The following is a 23,167-nucleotide window of genomic DNA, read 5'->3' on the forward strand; positions in this document are numbered from 1 at the left end:
GCCGCCGTGCGCGGGGCGGCCAATCCGGTGGCGGGCCCGTACTTCAACCTGTCCTCGCCCGAGCCGACCGGCGTGGTGGCCGTGATCGCGCCCGCCGACCCGCTGCTCGGGCTGGTGTCGGTGGTCGCGCCCGTGATCGTGACCGGCAACACGTGCGTCGTCGTGGCGTCCGAGCGCTCGCCGCTCGCGTCGATCACGCTGGCCGAGGTCCTGGCCACGTCCGACCTGCCCGGAGGCGTCGTGAACGTCCTCACCGGGCACCAGGCGGAGCTGGCGCCCTGGCTGGCGGCGCACATGGACGTCAACGGGCTCGACCTGACCGGGGTCGAGGACGCCGACCTGGCGCTGAGCTGCGAGCAGGCCGCGGCCGAGAACCTCAAGCGCGTCCTGCGGCCCTCCCGGCAGGACTGGACGGCAGACCCCGGGACCGGCCGGATGACGCGGTTCCTGGAGACCAAGACCGTCTGGCATCCGGTCGGCGTCTGAGCACGGCACTCCGCGGCGGGCGCACCGGCGTGCGCCCGCCGATCGGGGGCCGGGAGAGGGGACCGATGAGCCTCGGTGAGTTCCTTCGAGCCCGGCGCGCCCGGCTCCAGCCCCAGGACGTGGGGCTCGGGCCGGGGGTGCGGCACCGGCCAGAACTCAGGGGCCAGAACCCGGGGCTCAGAACGCGAAGCCGGGTGGCCTGAGCGGCGGATGGGCGGCCTGGAGCTGGGCGGCCAGGCCGAGGAGGTGGGGTTCGCCGCCGGGCGGGGCGACGATCTGGACGGCGATGGGCAGCGCGCTGGAATGCGTGGCCAGGGGGACCGTGATGGCGGGCCAGCCGCACATGTTCCAGGGGCCGGTGGCGGGGGCGTACCTGACGTTGGTCAGCGCGTTGCGGACGAAGCCGCGCTCGCCCCAGCGTTCGGCCTTCGGCGGGATGGCGGCCAGGGCGGGCGTGATCAGCACGTCGGCGTCCCCGAACCACTGGTCGGCCCCGTAGCCGCTCCAGCGCTCCCGGCCGCGCGCGCCGTCGAGCTTGAGCGCGCCGAGCACCCGGCCCGCGCGGGCGAGCCCGCGGGTGCGGCGTTCGAGGCGGCGCCGGTCCAGGCCGTCGGCCGACTCGGCGGCCCTGGTGAGCCAGGTGGCGATCGTGGCGGGGCCGAGCCAGGCGGGCAGCCTGTCGCGGTGCTCGACCACCGTGTGCCCGGCCTGGCGCAGCGTCTCCGCCGCCCCGCGCACCGCGGCCTGGAACTCCCTGTCCATGGGCAGGCCGACCGGGAGCGGCTGGGGTGCGTACGCCACCCGCAGGTCGAACGGCTCGGGGCTGTCCTGGGGCGGCTGCGGCTCCCAGATCTCGTCATCGTCCGCCCACACCGAGCGCAGCATGGGCGGGCGCGGCTCGACCCGCCGGCCGCCGCGCCAGGACTCGGCGAGCGCCGGGTCGGCCGCCAGCACGGACAGCGCCAGCGCCAGGTCGGACGCGGTGGTCGTCAGGGGACCGTTCTCCGAGAGCCCGTCCCAGTGGTCGCTCGGCGGGGGCACGAGCCCGGTGCCGGGCTTGATCGCCAGCACGCCGCAGCAGGCGGCCGGGATGCGTAGCGAGCCCATGCCGTCGTTGCCCAGCGCCAACGGCACCATGCCCGCCGCCACGGCCGCGGCGCTGCCCGACGACGACCCGCCGGCCGTCCTGGCCGGGTTCCAGGGGTTGCGCACGATGCCGTACGCGCTGTCGCCGAGCGCGACGAGGCCCAGCTCGGGCAGGTTCGTCAGGCCGACAACCACCGCGCCCGCGGCCCGCAGTCGCGCCACCGTCACGTGGTCCTCCGGCGCGGGCGCGTCCGCCGTGACCGCGGACCCGCCGCGGGTGGCCTCGCCCGCGACCTCCAGGTTGTCCTTCACCGCCACCGGCACGCCGGCCAGCGGCAGCTCCGCCAGGTCGCGCCGTTTCTGTACGGCCTGCGCCTCCTCCACCGCCTGCTCTCTGATCAGCCGGAACGCCCTTACCCTGGAATCCCGCTCCGAGATGGCGTGAAGGTGCTCCTCGACGACGGTCGTGGCCGTGACGTCCCCACGCCGGACGGCCGTCGCGATCTCGACAGCGGACCTGCCTGCCCACAACATGACTAGAGTCTGCATCCTGGCCGCCCGGCTCGATAGGGTCGATACGCGTGAACGGACCATCCCTCGCCCTCCGCCAGCGCTCGCTGGGCGCCCCCGCGACCGAGTTTCCGCTGGTCCCGCCGCTGACGCGGGGCTGTCCCAGGACCAGCACCGACGAGATCGCCTATCCGCTGGAGATCACGTACGACTACGGGTGGGTGGATCGGCGCCTGTTCGAGCAGGAGCCGGGTCACGGTCAGCGCCGCAGTCGCCTCCGGCGTGCAGCAGGTCACACTAAGGGCGTTGGACCGCACTCAAGCACGCCGACCACCCTAACGGCGGGAATCATGCGGTAAGTGGCTCTTTAAATCGTGGCCGCACTCGTCATCGTCCCCGTAAAGTGCTTGCTGCTGTAGCCAAATGGGCCATGCGTTCGCGTATCAGTTAACCATCCGAGCGTCGGTATTCGCTCGTGTTAAAGAGCGGGATGGGTGGGCTCACCTTCTGCAAGGCGTTGAGAATCGATCGATTCCCAACCCTCAGCGGCTGAGCTCGAAGCAGGCCGCTGAATATCCGAACTCGAGATCGGAACCGTCACCTACCCCAGCCTTTCGCTGTTGATGAGCCCGCCCCAGTCCACGCTGTAGATGATCCCACCCCAGTCCGGTTTTGCGGCAGCGGCAGCTGGTGACGCGATGAAGCTGCCAAGGGCAGCAATCGCAGCCAAGACGAGCGTGATGCGGCGCATGGCGCCCTCCCTGCAGTCGGAAATTGATGGCTTGGCGCTGGACGCTTTGTCGACAAAGCCGAAGCCGTCGGGATATTGGCCTCTTCTGCCCCATTGCATCGCCACGCTTAGGAATGGACTGTAGGAGGTGAACACGACGGCGGCTATCCAGACGGCGTCATACGAAATGCATTCTTCGGATAGCCCTCATGCTCGCCTCTCCTTGGCGCGGCGGGTGGGAGGCGCGGTCAGCGGGTCCTCCGGCCAGGGGTGCCTGGGGTAGCGGCCGCGGAGCTCCGCGCGTACGGAACGGTAGCCGTCGCGCCAGAACGACGCCAGGTCCGCGGTGACGGCCACCGGGCGGCCCGCGGGGGAGAGCAGGTGCACCAGGACGGGCACGCCGGAGATCTCGGGCGTCTCCTGCCAGCCGAACAGCTCCTGCAGCTTCACCGCCAGCACCGGCCGGTCGCCCGAGTAGTCGACGCGGATGTGGGAGCCGCTGGGGACCTCGATGCGTTCGGGGGCCGCCGTCTCCAGGCGCTCGCTCCAGGGGATCAGGCGTTTCAGCGCCGCGGCCACGTCTATGCGTTCCAGGTCGGCCCGGCGGCGGGCCCTGGACAGCTCGGGCTCCAGCCACTGGTCCGCCAGGTCGATGAGCGCGTCCGTCGAGGGCCAGGGGGCGCCGACGGCGCGGTGGCAGAAGGCCAGACGATCCTTCAGGTCCTTGGCCTGTTTCGTCCAGGTCAGGACGTCGGGCTCGGTGCGCAGGCCGTACAGGACGGCCTCGCGGACGTCGGCGTCCTTGAGCGGGGTGGCGGACAGCTCGATCGCGCCCAGGCGCTCGACCCTGCGGGCGAGCACGTCGCCGCGCCGCTCGCCCGGGGGGACGTGCCAGGCGATCTCGTCCCGGGTGGTGGCGGGGTGCGCCAGCCTGGCGGTCTCCTCGTCGATCTCCACGGCCTGCCTGATGCGGGCCGACGCCGAGCCCGTCTGCCGGTCGGCGACCGCGATGGCCAGCCACTGGGCGGTGTGCAGCTTGGACCCCTCGGGGAGCTGGGCCTGTGTGCCGGACGCCATGAGGTAACCTGCGCCCCGCCTGCGGGCCACCCGCTCGGGGAACGCCAGCGCCACCGCCGTCCCGGCCAGCTCGTCGTCGGGCAGACCACGACGTCCCTCGGCGGCCTGGCCGGTGGCCTGGTGAGCGGTCCGGCGGGTGGTCTGGTGAGCGCTCTGGCCGGTGGTCTGGTCGGTGGTCTGGCCGGTGGTCTGGTCGGTGGTTTGCTTGGCGGTCTGGCCGGGGGTTCGCTGGAGGCGCCTGGTCTCCTGGCGCCAGCGGGCGGCGAAGCCGGTGCCGCCCCGGCGGGCCGTGCGCCAGACCTCCACCAGGTCGTCGCCCGCGTCGCGCGGCAGCTGCTCCGACAGCAGGGCCACCACCTCGGCCGCCTGCGGGCCGAGATCGAGCAGGGCCCTGGCCAGGCGGGGGTGCACGCTCGCGAGCGCCATCCGGCGCCCGCGGTCCGTCACCCGCGCGGCGGGGTCGAGCGCGCCCAGCGCCTCCAGGGTGCGGCCGGCGGCGGACATGGCGGCGGGCGGCGGCGGGTCCAGCAGGGCCAGGCCCGAGGCGTCGGGCGCGCCCCAGCAGGCCGCCTGCAACGCGAACCCCGTCAGGTCCGCGAGCGCGATCTCCGGCCGCGCGTGGTCGGAGAGGCGATCGTGGTCGGCCGCCGACCAGCAGCGGTAGACCGTGCCCGGCGCCTCGCGCCCCGCCCGGCCCGCGCGCTGGCCGGCCGACGCCTTCGAGACCCTGACCGTGGTGAGAGAGCCCAGGCCGCGGGCGTGGTCGGTACGGGGTTCGCGGGCCAGGCCGGAGTCGACCACCACCCGCACGCCGGGGACGGTCAGGCTCGACTCGGCGACGGACGTGGCCAGCACCACCCTGCGGCCCGAGCCCGGTGCGAGCACGGCGTCCTGGACGTGGGCCGGGGCCTGCCCGTGCACCTGCAGCACCGGCACGCCGTCCAGCATCCCGGCGACCTTGCCGATCTCGGCCACGCCGGGCAGGAAGCACAGCACGTCGCCGTCCCGCTCCGCCAGCGCCCTGCGGACCACCGAGGCCACGTGGGACAGGAGCGCGGTGTCGACGCGCAGGCCGTGCGGCGGGGCGACCGGGCGGGCGGGCGGGGCCCACACCGTCTCGACGGGGTACGCGGCTCCGGTGGCCGCGACGATCGGGCCGCCGATCAGCCGGGACCACGGCTCGGCGTCGGCGGTCGCCGACGTGGCCAGGAGGCGCAGGTCGGGCCGGAGCGTGTCGCGTACGTCCAGGAGGAACGCCAGGGAGGTGTCCGCGTCCAGGTGCCGCTCGTGGCACTCGTCGAGCATGACCGCGTCCACCCCGGCCAGCTCCTGGTCCCGCTGGAGGCGCTGGAGCAGGACGCCGGTGGTGACGACCTCGACCATCGGGTTCGCGCCCGTGTGGCGCTCGCCCCTGATCGTGTAGCTCACGCCCATCCGCCTGGCCGCCGCGCGTACGGCCAACCGGCGCGGCTCGGCGACCAGCACCCGCATGCCCGCCTTGGCCAGGGCCAGCGGCACGACCGTCGTCTTGCCCGTGCCGGGCGGGGCCGTGAGCACGGCGCTGCCGCGCCGGTCGAGCGCGGCGAGCAGCTCGGGCAGGACGTCCCGGATGGGCAGCGAGTCGCGGCGCATCAACGCTGGGCGGGCACGCCGGCGCTCGCGGCGGCGCTCGGGCTCAGTGCGGCGGTCGGGCTCAGGACCGTGTTCGGGATCCCGGCCGCCGAGAGGACCGAGTCGAGCAGGCCGGGGAAGCGGGACTCGAGGTCGTCGCGGCGCAGGCTCATGTACTTCACGCGCCCCTCCTGCCTGGTCATGACCACGCCGGCCGCGCGCAGGGTGCGGTAGTGGTGCGAGGCGGTCGACTTGTGCACGCCGAGAGCGTCGCCCGCTTCGCCGCAGTTCATCACGCCGCTCAGGGCGAGCCGGACGACGATCTCCAGGCGGACGGGGTCTGACAGCGCCCGCAGGACCTCCGTGAGCTCGATGTCCTCCGTTGCCGGGTGAGGTAGCAGGCGCATGGTCCAACCCTACCTTCGTTCTATTGTTTGACAACGATCCAACTATAAGACAGTTTGATGTGTGTCCAACCGTGCTCTGGAGGCTTGATGACTTCGCGGCTCTACCCGCTTGCTGCCGGAAATTTCGCGATCGGCACAGGCATGTTCGTGACCGCCGGGCTCTTACCGCCCATCTCGAAGGACCTGGGGATCTCGTCCTCCGCGGCGGGCCAGCTCATGACCGTCTTCGCGCTGGCGTACGCGGTGCTGTCGCCCGTCCTCGCCGCCCTTACCGCCCGCCTGTCGCGCAGGACGCTGCTGCTGGTGGGGCTCGGCGTGTTCGTGCTGGGCAACGTCCTGACCGCGCTGGCTCCGACGTACGCGCTGGTCATGGCCACCCGGGTGGTCGCGGCGGCGGGGGCGGCGATGTTCACCCCGACCGCGTCGGGCGTGGCGAACGCGCTGACCGAGCCCGAGCGGCGCGGGCGCGCGCTGGCGCTGGTGATGGGCGGGTTGTCGGTCGCCACCGCGATCGGCGTGCCCCTGGGCACCTGGCTGGGCTCGGTCTCGGGCTGGCGGTCCACGTTGTGGCTGGTGGCGGGGCTGGGCGTGATCGGGTTCGCCTGGGTCGCGGCGGTGGTGCCGGCGGTCAGGATCCCGACGTCGGGGCGGCTGCGGGAGCGCCTCGCGCCGCTCGGCGACCGGCAGGTGCTGGCGGTGCTGGTGACGCAGCTGCTGATGTTCGCGGCGGCCTTCACCGCGTACACCTACATCGGGTCGCTGTTCGACCTGCCGCTGCCCGCCGTGCTGTGGGCGTGGGGGATCGGCGGCATCGTGGGCAACCAGCTCGGCGGGCGTTTCACCGACCTGTACGGGCCGCGCAGGATGGTGCTCCTGGCCCTGGGCGCGAGCACCGTGTTCCTGGCCCTCATCCCCGTCGCGAACCTGGCCCTGCCCGTCGCCCTCGTGTGGGCGTTCCTGTGGGGTGCGCTCGGCTGGCTGGTGGCCCCCGCCCAGCAGTTCAGGACCGTCTCCGTGGTGCCCGGCAACGTGCCGATCGGCCTGGGCCTGCTGTCCTCCGCGCAGTACGTGGGGCTGTTCATGGCCGGGCTGGCCGGCGGCGCGACGCTCGACTGGTACGGCAGGGCGGGCGTGATCGTGCTGGCCACCGCGTTCGGGCTGGTGGCGCTGCTGTTCACGCTGGCGACCTACCGCCCGGCGGCGGTTTCGCCGAGGGAGAGTGTGTCCGTCGGATAGCGACGCCGTCGGCCAGAATGGTGATCGTGGCAGATGACATCGACCCACCCGCCGACCCGGAGGACGACCCGCGTGACGAGCCCGCCCCCTTCGGGCTCGTGGTGCTTCTGACGGCCGCCTCGGCGGTGGCGGTCATGGCGCTCGCCGCGTTCCTGTCCGACCCGCCCGGACTGAAGTTCCTCCTGTTCGGCCCGGTCGCTCTCGTGGCGTTCGAGGTGATCGCCCACGACGTGTGGTGGCAGCGCTGGTGGGGCGCGATCCCCGGGGCGGTGGCGGGCCTGGCGCTCTACTTCGAGGGCCGCGCCGCGCTGAGCGACCTCATCGGCGACGCCTGGGCCCATCCCGTCGCGTACGTCGCCGCCTGGACCCTCTTCGCCGTCGTCTTCGCCGTCTGCAGCCGCTACCCCCGGACCCTCCGGCCGACCTGATCTTCTCCACCGCGCAGGGGACCCGAGGTCGGCCCGCAGGCGGACGACGGGCGGCGGGCGCGGCGCCTACCGTCGTCGGCATGTTGAACGACCAGGTGACCTTCCGGCGCGTCGCGGCGGGCGTGCTGCTCGTCGTGGCCCCGCTGCTCCAGGCCGTCGCCGTCGTCGTCGATCCCGGCACCTGGGGCGACGACCGGGAGGCGGTCAGCTACGGCGCGAACCCCGCGCTGGCCCAGACCGAGTCAGCGCTCTACCACTGGAGCTGGATGCTCATGGCCGTGGCCGCGCTCGGCCTGGCCCATCTGACCCGGCGCAAGGCCACGCGGCTCGGCCACGTGGCGGCGGGGATGACGGTGATCGGCTATCTCGCGATGTCCGCGCTGCTGATGGTGGACCCCGTGGAATGGTGGCTGGGGCAGCACCACCCGCCGGAGGAGGCGCAGCGGATCCTCGACGAGATGCTGAACCTGCCCGGGGTGGTCTTCGGTTTCCAGCTGCCGTGGATGTTCTTCGCCATCGCCGGCCTGCCGCTGCTGACCGTGGCCGTGTGGCGGGCCGGCTTCGTCGGCTGGTGGGTGCCGCTGCTCGTCTTCGTGGGGTACGTCGTCTCGTTCCCCATTCCGTACGGGCCCGCGACCGTGCTGTTCTGGGCCCTGCCCGCCGTCGCCCTCGGCTGGACCGGCTTGAAGATCCTGCGCATGGGCGACGACGCGTGGGCGGCGTACTATCCGGCTCCGGCCCTCGTGTCAGCCTAGGGACGGGATCCAGCCCGCGGTGGTCGCGAGGATGAGGAAGAAGCCCAGGATGATCCGGTAGATCACGAAGCCGGTGAAGCGGTGGGTGCTGATGTAACGCAGGAACCAGGCCACGGCCAGATATCCGACGATGAACGAGATGACCGTGGCCAGGATCGTCGGCCCCCACGCGGGGGCCGGGCCCTCGCCGATCTCACGCAGCTCGTAGACGCCCGAGCCCAGCACGGCGGGGATGGCCAGCAGGAACGAGTATTTCGCGGCGTCCTCGCGGCGGTAGTCGAGCAGCAGGCCCGCGGTCGTGGTGCCGCCCGAGCGGGACACGCCGGGGATCAGGGCGAGCGCCTGGGCGAAGCCGTACACGATGGCGTGGGCGAAGCTGAGGTGCTTCTCCAGCGTGAGCTTGTTGCGGGCGGTGCGGTCGGCGAACCACAGGAGGAGGCCGAAGACGATCAGCGTGGTGCCCACCAGGCGCAGGTCGCGGAAGACGCCCTCGATCTGGTCCTTGAACGTCACGCCGAGCACCACGATCGGCAGCGAGCCGACGATGATGTACCACCCCATGCGGGCGCCCCACCGGCCGCGCAGGTCCTTGTTGAACAGGGATCTGGTCCAGGTGGAGATGATCTCCCAGATCTCCTTGCGGAAGTAGATCAGCACGGCCAGTTCGGTGCCGATCTGGATGACGGCGGTGAACGCCGCCCCCGGGTCCTGCCAGCCGGCGAAGGCGGAGACCACCCGGATGTGGGCGCTGGAGGAGATCGGCAGGAACTCCGTGAGCCCCTGGACCAACCCCAGAACCACCGCTTCTAGCCAGCCGATCACGACGACAACCTTCCGAGAATGCGGGAGTGACGAGGGTGAGGCTAGCGGATGCGGGGGCCGATCAGTTGCTCGCGTAGCGTACGGACTCCCGGCCGGCCCCCACGAGCATCGCCGAGTCTCACGCCTGTCTCCCTCGCCGAGATCTCACGGGCGCTGCCACATCGCGGCGGCGGCCGCGGCGTAGTCGGTGAAGTCGCGGGCCGGGCGGCCGAGGGCCTGCCGCACGCCGTCCGCCACGGAGGAGTTGCGGCCGTCCAGGATGCCGGTGAACAGCGCGGCCAGCCCCTCGGCCTCCTCCTGGGGCAGGCCGTCCTTGACGGCCGCGGTCACGTACTCCTCCCGCGTCACCTGGACGGACGAGATCTCCCTGCCGGTGGCCCCGGACAGCTCCTCGGCCGCCTGCGCGAACGTCAGCAGCCGCGGCCCCGTGAGCTCGTAGAGCCGGCCCGCGTGGCCGTCCCGGCTGAGGGCGGCGGCGGCCACGTCCGCGACGTCGTTCACGTCCAGGAACGGCTCGGGCACGTCGGCGACCGGCAGCGCGATGACGCCTTGGAGCACCTGGTCGAAGAGGAAGCCTTCGCTGAAGTTCTGCATGAACCAGCTGCAGCGGACGATCGTCCACTCGGCCCCGGACTCCTGGACGGTCCGCTCGCTGGCCTCCGCCTCCGGCTCGCCCCGCCCGGACAGCAGGACCAGCCGCCGCACGCCGCCGCTCACGGCCAGCTCGGTGAACGCCTTGATGTCCTCGTACGCGCCGGGAAAGGTCAGATCGGGGTAGTAGGCGAGGTAGACGGCCGTCGCGCCGTCGAGCGCGGTCCGCCACGTGGAGCGGTCCCGCCAGTCGAAGAGGGGCCGGGAGCCGACCCGCACGGGCAGGCCGAGAGCGTTGAGCCGGTCAACCACACGGCGGCCGGTCTTGCCCGTGCCGCCCAGAACCAGAATCGTCATGCGTCCAGTAAGCCGCCATACCCATAAGACTCTCCATGGTTGAGAAGCGCATTGGCATATGCGATCGTCTAACTCATGGACCAGCTCGCGGCGCTACTCGACGGCCCGCGGGCCCGTGGCGCCTTCCTGCTCCGCTCGATCCTGGATCCGCCCTGGTCGATGCGCATCCAGGACGAGGCCCCGCTGTCGTTGATCGCGCAGGTGCGCGGGGAGTCGTGGATCGTGTTCGACTCGGCCGAGCCCGTGCGGCTGTCGCCGGGGGAGGTCGCGATCACGCGGGGGCCGGAGCCGTACACGGTGGCCTCCGACCCGGACCTCAAGCCGCAGGTCGTCATCCTTCCCGGCCAGCGGTGCAGCACGGTCGACGGGGAGTCGCCCTACGACACCATGTCCATGGGCGTGCGCACCTGGGGGAACGACGCGTCGGGCGGCACCGTTCTGCTCACCGGCACGTACAACCTGGAGGGCGAGGTGAGCAGGCGGCTGCTGGACGCGCTGCCACCGCTGCTCACCCAGCCCGGAGACCCGATCATCTCGCTGCTCGGCGCCGAGATCGTCAAGGACGAGCCGGGCCAGGAGGCGGTCCTCGACCGGCTGCTCGACCTGTTGCTCATCGCGGTGCTGCGCTCGTGGTTCGCCACTCACGCGGACGAGGCGCCCGGCTGGTACCGGGCGATGGGCGACCCGGTGGTGGGCAGGGCCATGCGCCTGCTGCAGAACAACCCGGCCCACCCGTGGACGGTCGCCGCCCTGGCCGGCGAGGTGGGCGTGTCCAGGGCGTCGCTGGCCAGGCGCTTCACCGAGCTGGTCGGCGAGCCGCCGATGTCCTTCCTCACGGACTGGCGCCTCGCGTTGGCCGCCGACCTGCTGCGGGAGCCGGCCGCGACGATCGGCTCGGTGGCCAGGAAGGTGGGGTACGGCAGCCCGTTCGCGCTCAGCGCGGCCTTCAAGCGCGTGCGGGGCATCAGCCCGCAGGAATACCGGGCCGGATGAAACCACTGCTGCTGCTGGACGTGGACGGCGTGCTCAACCCGATGGGACGGCCTACGCCGGACTTCCGGCGATACCGGTGCACGATCGACGGCGACGTCTACACCGTGCACCTCAATCCGCGCCACGGCCGCAGGCTTCTCGACCTGGCCATCGCGACCGGCTCCGAGCTGGTCTGGGCGACGACGTGGGAGCAGCACGCCAACGAGTGGATCGCTCCCAGGATCGGCCTCCCCTCGCTGCCCGTCATCCCCCTGAACCCGGACGTGGTCTCGGAGCAAGGGGAGATGTTCAAGACGCGGCACGTGGCCCGGTACGTCGGCCGGCGGCCGTTCGTCTGGTTCGACGACCAGGTGTGGGCGGAGGACGAGGAGTACCTCAGGGTGCGTCAGGGTCTGGCCGACTTCCTGCTCATCCACGTGGACCCGGCGCGGGGGCTGACCAGCCGGCATCTGGGCATGGCGCATGAATGGCTGACCCTTACAGGGTTTTCTCAGGGTTCCTGACGGGAGTCCGTGGGCCCGGCCGTCCGTTGAACAGGTAGGTCGTCACACACGGAGGGAACATCATGTACCGCTCACGAGAGCACAGGATTCTGGCCGGCGTCTGCGGCGGTCTCGCCGACAAGATGGGCCTGCCCCCCACTCTCGTCCGGATCCTGTGGCTGCTGCTGTCGCTCATCCCCGGGCCGCTGTGGGTCGTCTACGTCGTCATGTGGATCCTCATCCCGGAGGAGCCGAAGGGCTACCGCTCGGCCGCGTAGCGCCCGCCGTGTCTCGGCCGAGATCGTCCTGCGCGCCACGCCAGGCGATCTCGGTGCCGAGGCCGGGAGCCGCCCGGGGCGCGTGCGCCGATGCCCGGAACGCGGCTTATCCTCGAAGGATGAGGGCAAGGCCGCTGACGCTCATCCAGGATGATCTCGTCGACTACGACACCGCGATGGAGCGCATGACCGACCTCGTCGGCCAGCGCCAGCGGGATGAGCGGCCGGACACGCTGTGGCTGCTCAGCCACCCGTCGGTCTACACGGTCGGGCGCCGTACGCCGCTGTCCCACCTGCCCGCCCCCGAGCGCGGCATCCCCGTCATGGAGACGGGGCGCGGCGGCCAGCTCACCTACCACGGGCCGGGCCAGCTCGTCGGCTACCTGATCGTCAAGCTCGCCGAGGACCAGGGCATCGTCGACTACGTGCGCGAGGTCGAGCTGCGGCTGGTGGAGGCGCTGGGCAAGCTGGGGCTGCCCGCCGAGCGCCGCGACACGCCGCGGGGCTCGGAGCTGCTGACCGGGGTCTGGACGACCGGGACCAGCCGCAAGATCATCTCGATCGGGATGCGGCAGAGCCGGGGCGTCACCAGCCACGGGTTCGCGCTCAACGTGGACGGCGACCTGCAGCCGTGGGACTGGGCGGTCGCCTGCGGCATGCCCGACGTGGACATGACCTCGCTCAAGCGCGAGCTGGGCACGGCCTCGATGGACGAGGTCCGCACGGTCGTAGCCACCGCCTTCGAAGCCTCCTGACCGCTCCTTCAGCCGCGCGGGAAGACCCGCACGTCGGCGCCGTGCCCGCCACCGCCGAGTTTGCCGTCGCAGGTGTAGAGCGGGGCCTCAAGCGCTTCGGCGAGCGCGAGATAGGACGCGGCGTAGGACGTGTAGTCGTGCCGCAGCTCCCAGACGCGTTCCGCGACACCCTTGATCTCGTAGCGGGCGATCCCCAGCGTGAGATAATCGGCTCGCGCCTGCTCCGCCGCGGCCGTGCTGAGCTTGCCGCCGAGCGCGAGACCTCGCAGGGCCGAGAGCACCTCGACGTCGAGCAGGTGAGGGGCGTGGATGCTCCCCTGGAGGGCATCGATGAGCTCGGCATCCGCCTCGCGTCCCGCCAACGCCTCGACCATCGCGGACGAGTCGATGACGATCATCGTCTGCCCTCGTGGGCGGCGTCGAGGATGTCAGCGGTGGACGGCCCTTGGGATCGATCGCGAGACTTGAGCCGCTTGACTATTTCGGCATTGGTCGGCCTGGCAGCGATGTCTGCCAACTCCCGCGCGACGTAGGCCGAAAGGGACAGGCCTGCTTCCGCCGCGCGCTCCTTCAACGACTCGGCGACAGGCTCAGGCACATCACGGATGTAGAGCGTTGCCATACAAGGATGCTAGCAGGTTGCAAGCAGGCGGGTACGGCCGTGGCGGCCGTACCCGCCTGGCGGGTCAGGAGATCGGGACCTCGTCGATCGTACGGCGGGGGCCGGTGAACCAGTGCTTGGCCGACAGGGTCCACCACAGGGCGATGCCGATCAGCACCACCCCGACCGCGATCGGGGCGTAGTTGACCGAGGTCCAGGTGAAGGTCTTGTCGCCGGGCACCCCGGCGGGCGAGATGGGCAGGATGAAGTAGATCGACACGACGACGATCTCGACGCAGGCGATCCAGCAGAGGGCCTTGTACTTGCGGCCGAGCGTCCACGGGCCCGGCTTGAAGGAGTCGCCCGCGCGGAGCCGGAGCCAGATCGGGATGAGGAAGGCCAGGTAGAGGCCGACGACCGCGATCGACACGACGGCCAGGAACGCGACCGGCGTGGTCAGCCCGGGAGGCGCGTAGAGGGCGGGCAAGGTGATCAGGGCGGCCACGACGCAGCCTCCGATGATCGCGTTGACCGGGGTGCGGTTGCGGTCCACCTTCGACCACAGCCGCCAGCCGGGCACGCCGCGGTCGCGGGAGAACGCGTACGTCATGCGCGACATCGACGTCACGCAGCTCATCCCGCAGAAGAACTGGCCGATCGTGGAGATCGCGAACACCGCCGTGGCCAGCGGGGCCGAGAGCGCGGTCTCGAAGATGGCCCCTACGAACCCGCCTTGTTTGTTGATCTCGTCCACGTTCGTGGCCGCGAACAGGAACGACAGCAGCAGGATCCAGCCGCCGATCGCCGAGTAGAAGATCGACTGCCACAGCCCGCGGGCGGCGGTCCTGGCCGCGCCCTGGGTCTCCTCCGACACGTGCGCGCAGGCGTCGAAGCCGGTGATCGTGTACTGGGTGAGCAGGAAGCCGAGCGGCAGCACGTAGAACCAGAACGGCAGCCCGTCGGAGCCGGAGCCGAAGCCGGAGTTGTTGTTCGTGCCGCCGAAGACGAAGCCGAGCGACTGGTGGTGGTCGGGCGCGAAGATCAGGATCCCGACCACGATCGCCGCGCCCGCGACGTGCCACCAGACGGAGATGTTCTGCAGCAGCGAGATGAGCTTGTGGCTGTAGATGTTGATCAGGGCGTGCGCCACGAGGATGATCACGAACAGCAGGAACGCCTGAGACAGCGTGGCTTCCCACGCGCCGTCGGTGACCAGCTTGAGCGTGGTGTTGAGGAACGTGGCGCAGCCGTAGTCGACCGACGCGGTGACGGCGATGAGGCCGATCAGGTTGAGCCAGCCGGTGAACCAGCCGTGGATCGGCTTGCCCAGCGTGGCGGCCCACCAGTAGATGCCGCCCGCCGTCGGGTACGCCGATACCAGCTCCGACATGCAGAAACCGATGATCAGGATGAACGCGGAGATCAGCGGCCAGCCCCAGGAGATGGCGATCGGGCCACCGTAGTTCCAGGCTTGACCGAAGGTGGTGAAACAGCCGGCGAGGATGGAGATGATCGAGAAGGAGATGGCGAAGTTCGAGAAACCGCTCCAGGTGCGGGCCAGCTCCTGCTTGTAGCCGAGCTCGGCCAGTCGCCTGGAATCCTCTTCAGTGGTCATTGAGGTCTCCCTGGGGGGGCGGAGGACGCTCCATTTGGACTACATCTAGACCATTTCTTACGAGAGGACAAGGCGTTACAGGGGGGTTTCGGCCTCGTCAGGGCGTGTGGCCAACCTGCAGGACGATCTTCCCGGTGACGGCACCGCCGAGCTGGGCGGCCTTCGCGTCGTCCAGGTCCTCCCATGAGCCGTGCCGCCCGATCTCGACGGAGAGGCCGCCCGTGGCGACGAGGGCGAGCAGGTGGGCGAGGTCGTCGGCGGGGTGGCGCGGCTCAAGTCCTCGGTCAGGGGTCTGGCCGAGGCCCTGCTCTGAACCGCGTGGCGGCCTGGCAGGACGCCATGAGGTCTGCGCGTGCTGAGCATATTTACCCCTTGGGGGTATAGTGGGCGGCCGAGGATCAAGAGTGAAGGAGCGAGGCATGACCGTCACGACGTACCAGGTTGAGGGCATGACCTGCGGCCACTGCGTGAGCGCCGTGACCGAGGAGGTCGGCAAGGTCGATGGCGTGAGCGGGGTCGAGGTGGACCTGGCGACCAAGGCCGTGACCGTCACGAGCGAGGCGCCGCTCGACCGCGGGTTGATCGACGCGGCGGTGGTGGAGGCCGGCTACGAGCTGGCGGGCGCGATCGAGATGCTGCCGCAGGCAGGGGGTTCGTGCTGCGGCTCGGGCGGCTGCCACTGACGCCGCGCAGTCCCCTTGGGAGCGCCGGACCACGGCGGCCCCAAGGGGACTGAAAATTTACACCGCGAAAGGAAACGAGAATGAAACAATTTTCCGCAGCGCGTTGACACGCGGTCTCCGTATGGTGTGCCTTTCTCTACACAGGAAAACCCCGCCTGAAGGTGAGGCACATATGAGGAAATGGATCGCGCGCCTGGCAGTGCTGGGTGTCGCGCTGTTAGTGGCGGGTCAGGGCGCGACGGCCGCCCATGCCCAGGAGCCCGCGGCGGGGAAGAAGGTCCTGCGCGTCGGGGCCACGCAGTCGATGGACTCGATGAACCCGTTCCTGGCGGTCCGCCTGGTCTCGACGTCGATCCACCGCTGGATGTACGGCTTCCTCACGGTGCCCGACTCCAAGACGCTCCAGCCCAGCGCGGACCTGGCCGAGTCGTGGACCACGTCGCCCGACGGGCTCACGTGGACGTTCAAGATCCGTGCGGCGAAGTGGTCGGACGGCAAGCCGATCACGGCCGATGACGCGGCCTGGACGTTCAACAAGATCATGACGGACGAGGCCGCCAAGACGGCCAACGGCCCGGCGGTCGAGAACTTCGAGAGCGTCACCGCCAGCGGCCAGGACCTGACGATCAAGCTCAAGGCGCCGCAGGCGTCCATGCTGGACAACCCGATCCCGATCATGCCCAAGCATGTCTGGGAGTCGGTCACCGACATGGCCAACTACGACGCCGAGAAGTACCCGGCCGTCACCAGCGGCCCGTACATCGCGATCGAGCACAAGAAGGACCAGTACGTCAAGCTGCAGGCCAACCCCAACTACTGGCGGGGCAAGCCCAAGATCGACGAGCTGCAGGTCATCTTCTACGACAACCCGCAGGCCGCCATCGCCGGTCTGAAGAACGGCGACATCGACCTGATCGGCCGGCTCGCCCCGCCCGAGTACCAGGCCATCCAGAACGACCCGAACATCGAGGCGTGGAACACCCAGGGCCGCCGCGCGGCGTACCTGCAGCTCAACCACGGCGCCACCACCACCGACAACAAGCCCGTCGGTGACGGCCACCCGGCCCTGAAGGACGTCAAGGTCCGCCAGGCGCTGCACTACGCCATCGACAAGCAGAAGCTGGTCGACGAGGTCCAGAACGGCCTGGCCAAGCCCGCCGACGGCTCGATCGTTCCGCCGATGTACAAGGACTTCTTCTGGGAGGCCACGGGCGACGCGAAGGTCACCTACGACCCCGCCAAGGCCAACAAGATCCTCGACGACGCCGGCTACAAGAAGGGCTCCGACGGCGTCCGCACGATGCCCGACGGCAAGCGCAAGCTGGAGTTCCGCTTCAGCATCCACACCGACACCCCGATCGAGGACAAGCTCGCCGAGTACCTGACGGGCTTCTTCAAGGAGATCGGCATCACGCTGACCACCAAGAAGGTCGACTCCAGCAAGTTCTCCGAGGAGACGGGCGTCACCGGTCTGTTCGACATCGCGATCAGCGGCTGGTCGGTCAACCCCGACCCCGAGGAGGTCCTGGCCACGCACCTGTGCAGCCGCAGGCCGGCCCCGGGCGGCGAGGGCGGCGGCACCGAGTCGTTCTTCTGCGACGAGACCTTCGAGAAGCTCTACCAGGAGCAGCTGAAGGAGCTCGACCGGCCCAAGCGCGCCGAGACCATCAAGAAGATGGAGGAGCGGCTCTACACCGAGGCCCCGATCATCGCGATCTACTACCCGAACGACCTTGAGGGCTACCGCAAGGACCGGGTCACCAGCATCACCCCGATCCCTGAGGACAAGGGCCTCCTGTACGGCGGCAGCGGCTACTGGCCGTTCTACACCGTGGACGTCAAGGCCGCGGCGGCGAGCGGCGGCAGCGGCGGGGGCGGCTCCAACACCGGCCTCATCGTCGGCGTCGTGGGCGGCGTCGTGGTCATCGGACTGGCGGTGTTCCTCGTGAGCAGGCGGCGTAAGACCGTCGCCGACGAGCGCGAATGACCACTCCGCTGGAAGCAGCAGAGCCCGCCGCCCAGGCGGCGGGCCCTGGTGATGACGAGCGCTCCACCCACCGCGGCACGCTGCAGTACGCGCTGTCCAAGGTCGGTGGGGCGCTGTTCAGCATCGCCATGGTGATCGTCGGGACGTTCTTCGTGTTCCGGCTGCTGCCCGGCGACCCGGTGCGCAACCTGGCGCAGGGCCGCAACATGACGCCGGAGCAGCTCGACCTCGAACGCCACCGGCTCGGCCTGGACAAGCCGGTGCTCCAGCAGTTCTTCGACTTCGTGGGCAACACGCTCAGGCTCGACCTGGGAACGTCCTACGAGTACAAGCGCCCGGTCCTGGACCTGATCGGCGAGCGCATCGGCCCGACGGTGCTCCTCGCGGGCACGGGTCTGGTCATCGCCGTCAGCCTCGGCATCTGGCAGGGCACGCGGGCCGGATGGCGGCCGGGCACCAGGACCGACCGCTTCTCCACCGGCGTGTCGCTGGTGCTCTGGTCGGTGCCCACGTTCTGGCTGGGGCTGCTGCTGATGATGGTGCTCGGCGTCGGCATCGGGCCCATTCCCGGGATCTTCCCGTTCAGGGGCATCGAGAGCGTGGACGCGCCGGACGGCATCGCGTACGTGCTGGACGTGGCCTCGCACATGGTGCTGCCGTGCCTGACCCTGGTGGGCGTGGTCTACGCCCAGTACCTGCTGGTCATGCGCTCGTCGCTGCTGGAGGAGATCAGCCAGGACTACGTGACCGTGGCCAGGGCCAAGGGGCTACGGGACGACGAGGTCCGGCGCCGCCACGCGGTGCCCAACGCCTTGCTGCCCACGGTGACGCTGGTGTTCATGCGCATCGGGTTCGTGGTCGGCGGCGCGGTCACCGTGGAGACGATCTTCACCTGGCCGGGCTTGGGGCAGCTGTTCTACCGCGCGATCAAGGTGCCTGACTTCACCCTCATGCAAGGGACGTTCCTGCTGATCACCGTGGCCGTGATCGTCATGAACACGCTGGCCGACGTGGTCTACCACATGCTCGACCCGAGAGTGAGGTCGGCATGACCAGCGTCGCCGCGGCCCGCAGAAAGCTCGCCATGAGCCGGTTCTGGGCCGACTTCCGCACCCACAGAGCAGGCGTCGCCGGGACGGTGGTCCTGCTCGTCGCCGTGGTGCTCGCACTGATCGCGCCGCTGTTCATCGACGAGGGCGTGACCAGCGTCGTCGATGCCCCCGGGGACGAATTCGCCGCGCCGAGCCTGGCCTTCCCCTTCGGGACCGACGAGTCCGGCCGCTCGATCCTGCTGATGGTCTGGTGGGGATCGCGCACCTCGCTGCTCATCGGCTTCCTCGCCGCCGTGCTCAGCATCGTGATCGGCACGGTCATCGGCATCGCCGCGGGGCACTACCGCGGATGGGCCGGCGGCGTGCTCATGCGGGTCACGGACTGGTTCCTGGTGCTGCCTTCGCTGGTGACCGCCCTGGTGCTGGCGGCCATCCTGGGCGGGACCACGTTCACGGTGATCATGGCGATCGCGGTCACCTCCTGGCCGTCCACCGCCCGCCTGATCAGAGCCCAGACGCTCGCCGTCGAGGCCAGGCCCTACATCGAGCGGTCGAAGGCGCTCGGCGCCGGGCACTGGCACATCACGACCAGGCACGTGCTCCCCAACGTGGCGCCGCTGCTGCTGGCCAGCACCACGCTGGAGGTGGCCAGTGCGATCGTCACCGAGTCCACGCTGGCCTTCCTGGGCGCCAGCGCGAACAAGACGTCGTGGGGGACCATGTTGCGCTCCTCCTACGACTTCGGCGCGGCCACGCAGGGCGCGTGGTGGTACATCCTCATCCCCGGTCTTGCCATCCTGGCCGTCGTCATGGCGTTCACCCTGGTCGGGCGGGCGCTGGAGGCCGTGCTGAACCCGCGGCTCAGGAGGGCGGCATGAGTCTTCTCGAACTGGACGACTTGTCGGTGACGTACCGCATCGCCTCGGGCGAGGTGCCCGCCGTACGCGGTGTGTCGCTGAAGCTCGACTCCGGAGCGGCACTCGGAGTCGCCGGCGAGTCAGGGTCCGGCAAGTCGACGCTGGCCATGGCGCTGTTGCGGCTCCTGCCCCGCGACGCGCGCGTCGAAGGCCGGATCCTGCTCGACGGTGAGGACGTGCTCACCATGAAGTGGGGCCGCATGCGCGCCGTACGGTGGGCGGAGGCCTCGATCGTGTTCCAGGGCGCGCAGCACGGGCTCAACCCCGTGCGCAGGATCGGCGACCAGATCGCCGAGCCGCTGCTCGTCCACGGCCTGGCCAAGCCGGAGGCCGCCCGCAAGCGCGTGACCGAGCTGCTCGAACAGGTCGGCCTGCCCGCCTGGCGGGCGCGCAGCTACCCGCACGAGCTGTCCGGCGGTCAGCGGCAGCGCGTGATGATCGCGATGGCGCTGGCCTGCTCGCCCCGGCTGATCATCGCCGACGAGCCGACCACCGCGCTCGACGTGATGGTGCAGGCCCAGGTCCTGAGCCTGATCAAGGAGCTGGTCGCCGAGCACGGCATCTCGCTGATCATGATCTCGCACGACCTGTCGGTGCTGGCGGACGTGTGCGACCGGCTCGCGGTCATGTACGCGGGCCGCGTGGTCGAGTACGGGCCGTCCGCCGAGGTGTTCCACGACGCCAAGCACCCCTACAGCCGGGCGCTGGCGGCGGCGTTCCCGACGGTGGGCGACCCGGCCTCGCGGCTGGCGCCGAAGGGCCTCGGGGGCGACCCGCCCGACCCGATGCAGCTTCCGGGCGGGTGCTCGTTCCACCCGCGCTGCCCGGTCGCGCTGGACGAATGCGCCACGCTGGACGTGGAGCTGTGGCCCGCGGGTGAGCGCCGTACCGCCGCTTGCGTGCACGTACGCGAGAAGGAGGGGGCCTCATGACCGAGACGCAGACCACCGCCGAGGCGGTCTCGACGGCCCGGCCGAGCCTGCTGGAGGCCCGCGACCTGCACGTGGAGTTCTCCTCCCGCGGTCGCCGCGCCAAGGCCGTGGACGGCGTGAACCTGGCCGTCGGCGAGGGCGAGATCGTGGCCCTGGTCGGCGAGTCCGGCTGCGGCAAGACCACGCTGGCCCGCACGCTGCTCGGCCTCGAACGCCCCACCTCGGGCGAGGTCCGGTACGGCGGCGCGGCCCTGGACTACGGCTCCAAGGCGCTCAAGGCGTACCGCAGGCAGGTGCAGCTCGTCCTGCAGGACCCGACCGGCTCGCTCAACCCCAGGCACACCGTGTACGAGGCGGTCGCCGAAGGGCCGCGCATCCACGGACTGCCGGACGAGCGGGAGGTCGTGGCCGAGGCGCTGTCCAGGGCGGGGTTGCGCCCGCCCGACCGGTTCTTCCTGCGCTACCCGCACGAGCTGTCCGGCGGGCAGCGGCAGCGCGTGGTGATCGCCGGCGCGCTGGCGCTGAACCCGAAGGTGCTGGTCGCCGACGAGCCGGTGGCCTCGCTGGACGCCTCCGTACGCGGCGAGATCCTGGCCCTGCTGCTGCGGCTGCGCGACGAGCTGGGGCTGTCGGCGCTGGTCGTCACCCATGACCTCGGCCTGGCCTGGAACATCGCCGACCGGGTGGCGGTCATGTACCTCGGCAGGATCGTCGAGTCGGGGCCGGTGGAGCAGGTGCTGACCGCGCCGCGGCACCCGTACACGCAGGCCCTGATGTCGGTGCTGCCGGAGTCTCCCGAGCGGGTGGTGCTGACCGGCGAGCCGCCGGACCCGACCAGGATCCCGGGCGGGTGCCGCTTCCACGCCCGCTGCCAGGTGCTCGCCTCCGGGAAGGCGGCCGAGGCGGGGGTGGACGCCAGGTGCCGGTCGGAGCTGCTGGACATCCTGCCCGCCGTGCCCGAGGCGCAGGCGGCCTGCCACTACGCGGACGCCGTCGGCGGTTAGCCCAGGTCGGCGTCGTGGACCAGGATGGCGGCCTGGACCCGGTTGGCCAGGCCCAGCTTGGCCAGCACGCGGCTGACGTGCGCCTTCACCGTCGCCTCGGTCAGGCGTAGCTCGCGGCCGATCTCGGCGTTGGACAGGCCGCGGGCGAGGGCCCTGATCACGTCCTCCTCCCGCCCGGTGAGCTGGGCGAGCTGCCTGCGCGCCACCTCGGCGCGGGAGGGGGCGCGGTTCGCGTACGAGGCGATCAGGCGCTTGGTGACCGAGGGCGAGAGCATGGCCTGGCCGCCGGCGACCGTGCGGACGGCGGCGGCCAGCTCTCTCGGCGGGGTGTCCTTGAGCAGGAACCCGACCGCGCCCAGGCGCAGCGCCTCGTGCACGTACTCGTCGAGGTCGAACGTGGTCAGCATGATCAGTTTGGGCGCGTCCGGCTCGGCCAGGAGCCGCGCGGCGGCGGTCAGGCCGTCCATGCCCGGCATGCGGACGTCCATCAGCACGACCTCGGGCCGCAGCCGCCGCACGGCGGACAGGGCCTCGGCGCCGTCGCGGGCCTCGCCGGCGATGGCGATGTCGCCCGCCGCCTCCAGGATCAGCCGCAGCCCCGAACGGACGAGCTCCTCGTCGTCCACGACCAGCACCCTGATCATGCCGGGATCCTGGCGATCACGAGGAAGCCGCCGCCGTCCTGCGCACTCGTGCGGAGCGTGCCGCCGAGCAGCTCGACCCGCTCCCGCAGTCCCACCAGCCCCCAGCCCGCGCCGGGCAGCTCCTCGGGCGGCTCCTTGGGCGCCTCGTTGCGCACCTCCACCTCCAGTTCCTCGGGCCGGTAGCGGATGAGCACGTCCGTGGCGGCGTCGCCCGCGTGCTTGTGCACGTTGGTCAGCGCCTCCTGGACCACCCGGTACGCGGTCCGCTCCACGGCCTGCTCGACCGGTCGCGCCTCGCCCTCGTCGTGCCTGGTCACCGTGATGCCCAGGGCACGGGACTGGTCCAGCAGCCGGTCGAGGTCCTCCAGGGTGGGCGGCGGCCGGAGCGCGGAGTTCTCAGGCGTGCGCAGGACGCCCAGCACGTCGCGCAGGTTGGCCAGCGCCTCGCGCCCGATCCCGCCGATCAGGGCGGCGGCCCGCTCCGTCTCCTCGTCGGGCGCCCGCAGCTCCAGCGCCCCCGCGTGCAGCACGACGAGCGAGACCCGGTGCGCCACCACGTCGTGCATCTCCCTGGCGATCCTGGCCCGCTCCTGTGCCCTGGCCTGCTCGGCCCGCATGATCTGCTCGTGTTCGAGGCGTTCCGCGCGCTCCCTGGCCGCGTCCAGGCGGGCGCGCACCAGGAGACCGAGCGCCAGCGGCAGCCCGATCACGGCCAGCGCCAGGAACAGGGCGTTGCCCGTGGTGGCGGTCATCAGCTCGTACGGGCCGCTCCGCCGCGCGCCCGCGAGCGCGGCGATCCCGCACACCGCCAGGCAGCCGCCGAGGTACGCGCCCAGGCGCCGCCCGCTCAGGGTCAGGCCCGCGTAGTAGGAGGCCACCAGCAGCGGCGGCCACATCACCAGCCACACGTAGCCGACGGCGCCCACCGCGGCCAGCGGCCACCAGGACCGCCGAACCTGCCAGGCGGCCAGGCCCGCGACCCCCGCGACCGCGACGAGCACCGGGAAGGGCAGGCTCGACGCCACCCCGCCCTGCCCCATCACCACGAGCAGCGAGACCCCGAACACACCTCCGCCGAGCAGCACGAACCGCATGCCTCACAGCGTATGGGCCGACCGGAAAGGGACA

At 71.1% G+C, this 23,167-nt stretch carries 26 protein-coding genes; 14 read left to right on the top strand and 12 right to left on the bottom strand.

The features are described 5' to 3' along the window. On the top strand, positions 1 to 486 hold a 486-nt coding region (locus ACIBQ1_RS58905), incomplete at its 5' end, for an aldehyde dehydrogenase family protein (RefSeq protein WP_397292075.1). Between the two features lie 177 nt (positions 487 to 663). Here ACIBQ1_RS58905 and ACIBQ1_RS58910 read toward each other — a convergent pair. From ACIBQ1_RS58910 to ACIBQ1_RS58925, 4 genes are all read right to left on the bottom strand, one after another. Further along, the gene (locus ACIBQ1_RS58910; protein ID WP_397292076.1) at positions 664 to 2,106 is read right to left on the bottom strand and encodes an amidase; all 1,443 of its coding nucleotides are present in this window, start codon (positions 2,104 to 2,106) and stop codon (positions 664 to 666) included. A 577-nt stretch (positions 2,107 to 2,683) separates the two neighbouring features. Next, a complete protein-coding gene (locus ACIBQ1_RS58915) occupies positions 2,684 to 2,968 on the bottom strand; it encodes a hypothetical protein (RefSeq protein ID WP_397292078.1) in 285 nt (94 codons plus the stop codon). 51 nt (positions 2,969 to 3,019) lie between these two features. Continuing rightward, positions 3,020 to 5,521, bottom strand: a complete 2,502-nt coding sequence (gene hrpB, locus ACIBQ1_RS58920; protein WP_397292080.1) for an ATP-dependent helicase HrpB — start codon at positions 5,519 to 5,521, stop codon at positions 3,020 to 3,022. Next, positions 5,521 to 5,907 carry an ArsR/SmtB family transcription factor gene (locus tag ACIBQ1_RS58925; RefSeq protein ID WP_397292081.1) on the bottom strand — a complete coding sequence of 129 codons (387 nt, stop codon included), beginning with the start codon at positions 5,905 to 5,907 and terminating at the stop codon, positions 5,521 to 5,523. The genes hrpB and ACIBQ1_RS58925 overlap by 1 nt, the downstream gene beginning before the upstream one ends. Positions 5,908 to 5,994: 87 nt before the next feature. Here ACIBQ1_RS58925 and ACIBQ1_RS58930 point away from each other — a divergent pair, with 87 nt between their 5' ends. The 3 genes from ACIBQ1_RS58930 (at position 5,995) to ACIBQ1_RS58940 (ending at position 8,326) form a co-directional block, all read left to right on the top strand. After that, positions 5,995 to 7,143, top strand: a complete 1,149-nt coding sequence (locus tag ACIBQ1_RS58930; protein WP_397292083.1) for an MFS transporter — start codon at positions 5,995 to 5,997, stop codon at positions 7,141 to 7,143. 26 nt (positions 7,144 to 7,169) lie between these two features. After that, the gene (locus ACIBQ1_RS58935) at positions 7,170 to 7,571 is read left to right on the top strand and encodes a hypothetical protein (RefSeq protein ID WP_397292085.1); all 402 of its coding nucleotides are present in this window, start codon (positions 7,170 to 7,172) and stop codon (positions 7,569 to 7,571) included. A gap of 80 nt (positions 7,572 to 7,651) precedes the next feature. After that, the gene (locus ACIBQ1_RS58940; RefSeq protein ID WP_397292087.1) at positions 7,652 to 8,326 is read left to right on the top strand and encodes a hypothetical protein; all 675 of its coding nucleotides are present in this window, start codon (positions 7,652 to 7,654) and stop codon (positions 8,324 to 8,326) included. On the opposite strand, the gene ACIBQ1_RS58945 is transcribed toward ACIBQ1_RS58940, so the two are convergent. Both ACIBQ1_RS58945 and ACIBQ1_RS58950 read right to left on the bottom strand, forming a co-directional pair. Beyond that, positions 8,318 to 9,148, bottom strand: a complete 831-nt coding sequence (locus ACIBQ1_RS58945) for an undecaprenyl-diphosphate phosphatase (protein ID WP_397292089.1) — start codon at positions 9,146 to 9,148, stop codon at positions 8,318 to 8,320. The two genes, ACIBQ1_RS58940 and ACIBQ1_RS58945, sit on opposite strands and share 9 nt — an antisense overlap. Positions 9,149 to 9,292: 144 nt before the next feature. Next, entirely contained in the window at positions 9,293 to 10,096 is an 804-nt protein-coding gene (locus ACIBQ1_RS58950) for an NmrA family transcriptional regulator (protein ID WP_397292091.1), read from the bottom strand. Between the two features lie 75 nt (positions 10,097 to 10,171). Here ACIBQ1_RS58950 and ACIBQ1_RS58955 point away from each other — a divergent pair, with 75 nt between their 5' ends. The 4 genes from ACIBQ1_RS58955 (at position 10,172) to lipB (ending at position 12,604) form a co-directional block, all read left to right on the top strand. Further along, positions 10,172 to 11,089 carry an AraC family transcriptional regulator gene (locus ACIBQ1_RS58955; RefSeq protein WP_397292092.1) on the top strand — a complete coding sequence of 306 codons (918 nt, stop codon included), beginning with the start codon at positions 10,172 to 10,174 and terminating at the stop codon, positions 11,087 to 11,089. After that, positions 11,086 to 11,592, top strand: a complete 507-nt coding sequence (locus ACIBQ1_RS58960) for an HAD domain-containing protein (protein ID WP_397292094.1) — start codon at positions 11,086 to 11,088, stop codon at positions 11,590 to 11,592. Before ACIBQ1_RS58955 ends, ACIBQ1_RS58960 begins: the two co-directional genes overlap by 4 nt. Before the next feature lie 62 nt (positions 11,593 to 11,654). Beyond that, the gene (locus tag ACIBQ1_RS58965) at positions 11,655 to 11,849 is read left to right on the top strand and encodes a PspC domain-containing protein (protein ID WP_355392851.1); all 195 of its coding nucleotides are present in this window, start codon (positions 11,655 to 11,657) and stop codon (positions 11,847 to 11,849) included. Positions 11,850 to 11,968: 119 nt separating this feature from the next. After that, a complete protein-coding gene (lipB, locus tag ACIBQ1_RS58970; protein WP_397292096.1) occupies positions 11,969 to 12,604 on the top strand; it encodes a lipoyl(octanoyl) transferase LipB in 636 nt (211 codons plus the stop codon). 8 nt (positions 12,605 to 12,612) lie between these two features. On the opposite strand, the gene ACIBQ1_RS58975 is transcribed toward lipB, so the two are convergent. The 4 genes from ACIBQ1_RS58975 to ACIBQ1_RS58990 all read right to left on the bottom strand — a co-directional run bounded on the left by ACIBQ1_RS58975 (position 12,613) and on the right by ACIBQ1_RS58990 (position 15,271). Next, positions 12,613 to 13,002, bottom strand: coding sequence for a type II toxin-antitoxin system VapC family toxin (locus ACIBQ1_RS58975; protein ID WP_397292097.1), 390 nt, complete (start codon positions 13,000 to 13,002; stop codon positions 12,613 to 12,615). After that, on the bottom strand, positions 12,999 to 13,226 hold the full coding sequence (locus ACIBQ1_RS58980; RefSeq protein WP_397292099.1) for a FitA-like ribbon-helix-helix domain-containing protein: 228 nt from the start codon (positions 13,224 to 13,226) through the stop codon (positions 12,999 to 13,001). Before ACIBQ1_RS58980 ends, ACIBQ1_RS58975 begins: the two co-directional genes overlap by 4 nt. 64 nt (positions 13,227 to 13,290) lie before the next feature. Further along, positions 13,291 to 14,820 (bottom strand): amino acid permease, encoded by a 1,530-nt coding sequence (locus ACIBQ1_RS58985; protein WP_397292100.1) that lies wholly within the window; start codon positions 14,818 to 14,820, stop codon positions 13,291 to 13,293. A gap of 97 nt (positions 14,821 to 14,917) precedes the next feature. Continuing rightward, positions 14,918 to 15,271 (bottom strand): zinc-binding dehydrogenase, encoded by a 354-nt coding sequence (locus ACIBQ1_RS58990; protein WP_397292102.1) that lies wholly within the window; start codon positions 15,269 to 15,271, stop codon positions 14,918 to 14,920. Between ACIBQ1_RS58990 and ACIBQ1_RS58995 the strand changes: the two genes are divergently transcribed. From ACIBQ1_RS58995 to ACIBQ1_RS59020, 6 genes are all read left to right on the top strand, one after another. Further along, positions 15,240 to 15,503 (top strand): heavy-metal-associated domain-containing protein, encoded by a 264-nt coding sequence (locus tag ACIBQ1_RS58995; RefSeq protein ID WP_397292103.1) that lies wholly within the window; start codon positions 15,240 to 15,242, stop codon positions 15,501 to 15,503. The genes ACIBQ1_RS58990 and ACIBQ1_RS58995 overlap by 32 nt on opposite strands. 172 nt (positions 15,504 to 15,675) lie before the next feature. Beyond that, a complete protein-coding gene (locus ACIBQ1_RS59000) occupies positions 15,676 to 17,490 on the top strand; it encodes an ABC transporter substrate-binding protein (protein WP_397292104.1) in 1,815 nt (604 codons plus the stop codon). Beyond that, positions 17,487 to 18,542 carry an ABC transporter permease gene (locus ACIBQ1_RS59005; RefSeq protein WP_397292106.1) on the top strand — a complete coding sequence of 352 codons (1,056 nt, stop codon included), beginning with the start codon at positions 17,487 to 17,489 and terminating at the stop codon, positions 18,540 to 18,542. The genes ACIBQ1_RS59000 and ACIBQ1_RS59005 overlap by 4 nt, the downstream gene beginning before the upstream one ends. Further along, positions 18,539 to 19,420, top strand: coding sequence for an ABC transporter permease (locus ACIBQ1_RS59010; protein ID WP_397292107.1), 882 nt, complete (start codon positions 18,539 to 18,541; stop codon positions 19,418 to 19,420). The genes ACIBQ1_RS59005 and ACIBQ1_RS59010 overlap by 4 nt, the downstream gene beginning before the upstream one ends. Then, positions 19,417 to 20,391, top strand: coding sequence for an ABC transporter ATP-binding protein (locus ACIBQ1_RS59015; protein ID WP_397292109.1), 975 nt, complete (start codon positions 19,417 to 19,419; stop codon positions 20,389 to 20,391). The genes ACIBQ1_RS59010 and ACIBQ1_RS59015 overlap by 4 nt, the downstream gene beginning before the upstream one ends. Beyond that, complete coding sequence (locus ACIBQ1_RS59020; RefSeq protein WP_397292110.1) at positions 20,388 to 21,395, top strand: ABC transporter ATP-binding protein; 1,008 nt, start codon at positions 20,388 to 20,390, stop codon at positions 21,393 to 21,395. The genes ACIBQ1_RS59015 and ACIBQ1_RS59020 overlap by 4 nt, the downstream gene beginning before the upstream one ends. On the opposite strand, the gene ACIBQ1_RS59025 is transcribed toward ACIBQ1_RS59020, so the two are convergent. Both ACIBQ1_RS59025 and ACIBQ1_RS59030 read right to left on the bottom strand, forming a co-directional pair. Beyond that, complete coding sequence (locus ACIBQ1_RS59025) at positions 21,392 to 22,039, bottom strand: response regulator (RefSeq protein WP_397292111.1); 648 nt, start codon at positions 22,037 to 22,039, stop codon at positions 21,392 to 21,394. The two genes, ACIBQ1_RS59020 and ACIBQ1_RS59025, sit on opposite strands and share 4 nt — an antisense overlap. Next, on the bottom strand, positions 22,036 to 23,133 hold the full coding sequence (locus ACIBQ1_RS59030) for a sensor histidine kinase (RefSeq protein WP_397292113.1): 1,098 nt from the start codon (positions 23,131 to 23,133) through the stop codon (positions 22,036 to 22,038). Before ACIBQ1_RS59030 ends, ACIBQ1_RS59025 begins: the two co-directional genes overlap by 4 nt. Positions 23,134 to 23,167: the final 34 nt, after the last annotated feature.

This window comes from Nonomuraea sp. NPDC050153 (assembly GCF_044460125.1).
In the GTDB taxonomy this organism is placed as follows: domain Bacteria; phylum Actinomycetota; class Actinomycetes; order Streptosporangiales; family Streptosporangiaceae; genus Nonomuraea.

Excerpts from the sequence above, each read along its gene's own strand:
- hrpB (WP_397292080.1), bottom strand. The coding sequence starts at position 5,521 with ATGCGCCGCGACTCGCTGCCCATCCGGGACGTCCTGCCCGAGCTGCTC.
- ACIBQ1_RS59015 (WP_397292109.1), top strand. The coding sequence starts at position 19,417 with ATGAGTCTTCTCGAACTGGACGACTTGTCGGTGACGTACCGCATCGCC.
- ACIBQ1_RS58985 (WP_397292100.1), bottom strand. The coding sequence starts at position 14,820 with ATGACCACTGAAGAGGATTCCAGGCGACTGGCCGAGCTCGGCTACAAG.
- ACIBQ1_RS58975 (WP_397292097.1), bottom strand. The coding sequence starts at position 13,002 with ATGATCGTCATCGACTCGTCCGCGATGGTCGAGGCGTTGGCGGGACGC.
- lipB (WP_397292096.1), top strand. The coding sequence starts at position 11,969 with ATGAGGGCAAGGCCGCTGACGCTCATCCAGGATGATCTCGTCGACTAC.
- ACIBQ1_RS59030 (WP_397292113.1), bottom strand. The coding sequence starts at position 23,133 with ATGCGGTTCGTGCTGCTCGGCGGAGGTGTGTTCGGGGTCTCGCTGCTC.
- ACIBQ1_RS58930 (WP_397292083.1), top strand. The coding sequence starts at position 5,995 with ATGACTTCGCGGCTCTACCCGCTTGCTGCCGGAAATTTCGCGATCGGC.
- ACIBQ1_RS59020 (WP_397292110.1), top strand. The coding sequence starts at position 20,388 with ATGACCGAGACGCAGACCACCGCCGAGGCGGTCTCGACGGCCCGGCCG.
- ACIBQ1_RS58990 (WP_397292102.1), bottom strand. The coding sequence starts at position 15,271 with ATGCCCTCAACCTGGTACGTCGTGACGGTCATGCCTCGCTCCTTCACT.
- ACIBQ1_RS58965 (WP_355392851.1), top strand. The coding sequence starts at position 11,655 with ATGTACCGCTCACGAGAGCACAGGATTCTGGCCGGCGTCTGCGGCGGT.
- ACIBQ1_RS58955 (WP_397292092.1), top strand. The coding sequence starts at position 10,172 with ATGGACCAGCTCGCGGCGCTACTCGACGGCCCGCGGGCCCGTGGCGCC.
- ACIBQ1_RS58910 (WP_397292076.1), bottom strand. The coding sequence starts at position 2,106 with ATGTTGTGGGCAGGCAGGTCCGCTGTCGAGATCGCGACGGCCGTCCGG.
- ACIBQ1_RS59000 (WP_397292104.1), top strand. The coding sequence starts at position 15,676 with ATGAGGAAATGGATCGCGCGCCTGGCAGTGCTGGGTGTCGCGCTGTTA.
- ACIBQ1_RS58950 (WP_397292091.1), bottom strand. The coding sequence starts at position 10,096 with ATGACGATTCTGGTTCTGGGCGGCACGGGCAAGACCGGCCGCCGTGTG.
- ACIBQ1_RS58980 (WP_397292099.1), bottom strand. The coding sequence starts at position 13,226 with ATGGCAACGCTCTACATCCGTGATGTGCCTGAGCCTGTCGCCGAGTCG.
- ACIBQ1_RS58925 (WP_397292081.1), bottom strand. The coding sequence starts at position 5,907 with ATGCGCCTGCTACCTCACCCGGCAACGGAGGACATCGAGCTCACGGAG.
- ACIBQ1_RS58960 (WP_397292094.1), top strand. The coding sequence starts at position 11,086 with ATGAAACCACTGCTGCTGCTGGACGTGGACGGCGTGCTCAACCCGATG.
- ACIBQ1_RS58940 (WP_397292087.1), top strand. The coding sequence starts at position 7,652 with ATGTTGAACGACCAGGTGACCTTCCGGCGCGTCGCGGCGGGCGTGCTG.
- ACIBQ1_RS59010 (WP_397292107.1), top strand. The coding sequence starts at position 18,539 with ATGACCAGCGTCGCCGCGGCCCGCAGAAAGCTCGCCATGAGCCGGTTC.
- ACIBQ1_RS58995 (WP_397292103.1), top strand. The coding sequence starts at position 15,240 with ATGACCGTCACGACGTACCAGGTTGAGGGCATGACCTGCGGCCACTGC.
- ACIBQ1_RS59025 (WP_397292111.1), bottom strand. The coding sequence starts at position 22,039 with ATGATCAGGGTGCTGGTCGTGGACGACGAGGAGCTCGTCCGTTCGGGG.
- ACIBQ1_RS59005 (WP_397292106.1), top strand. The coding sequence starts at position 17,487 with ATGACCACTCCGCTGGAAGCAGCAGAGCCCGCCGCCCAGGCGGCGGGC.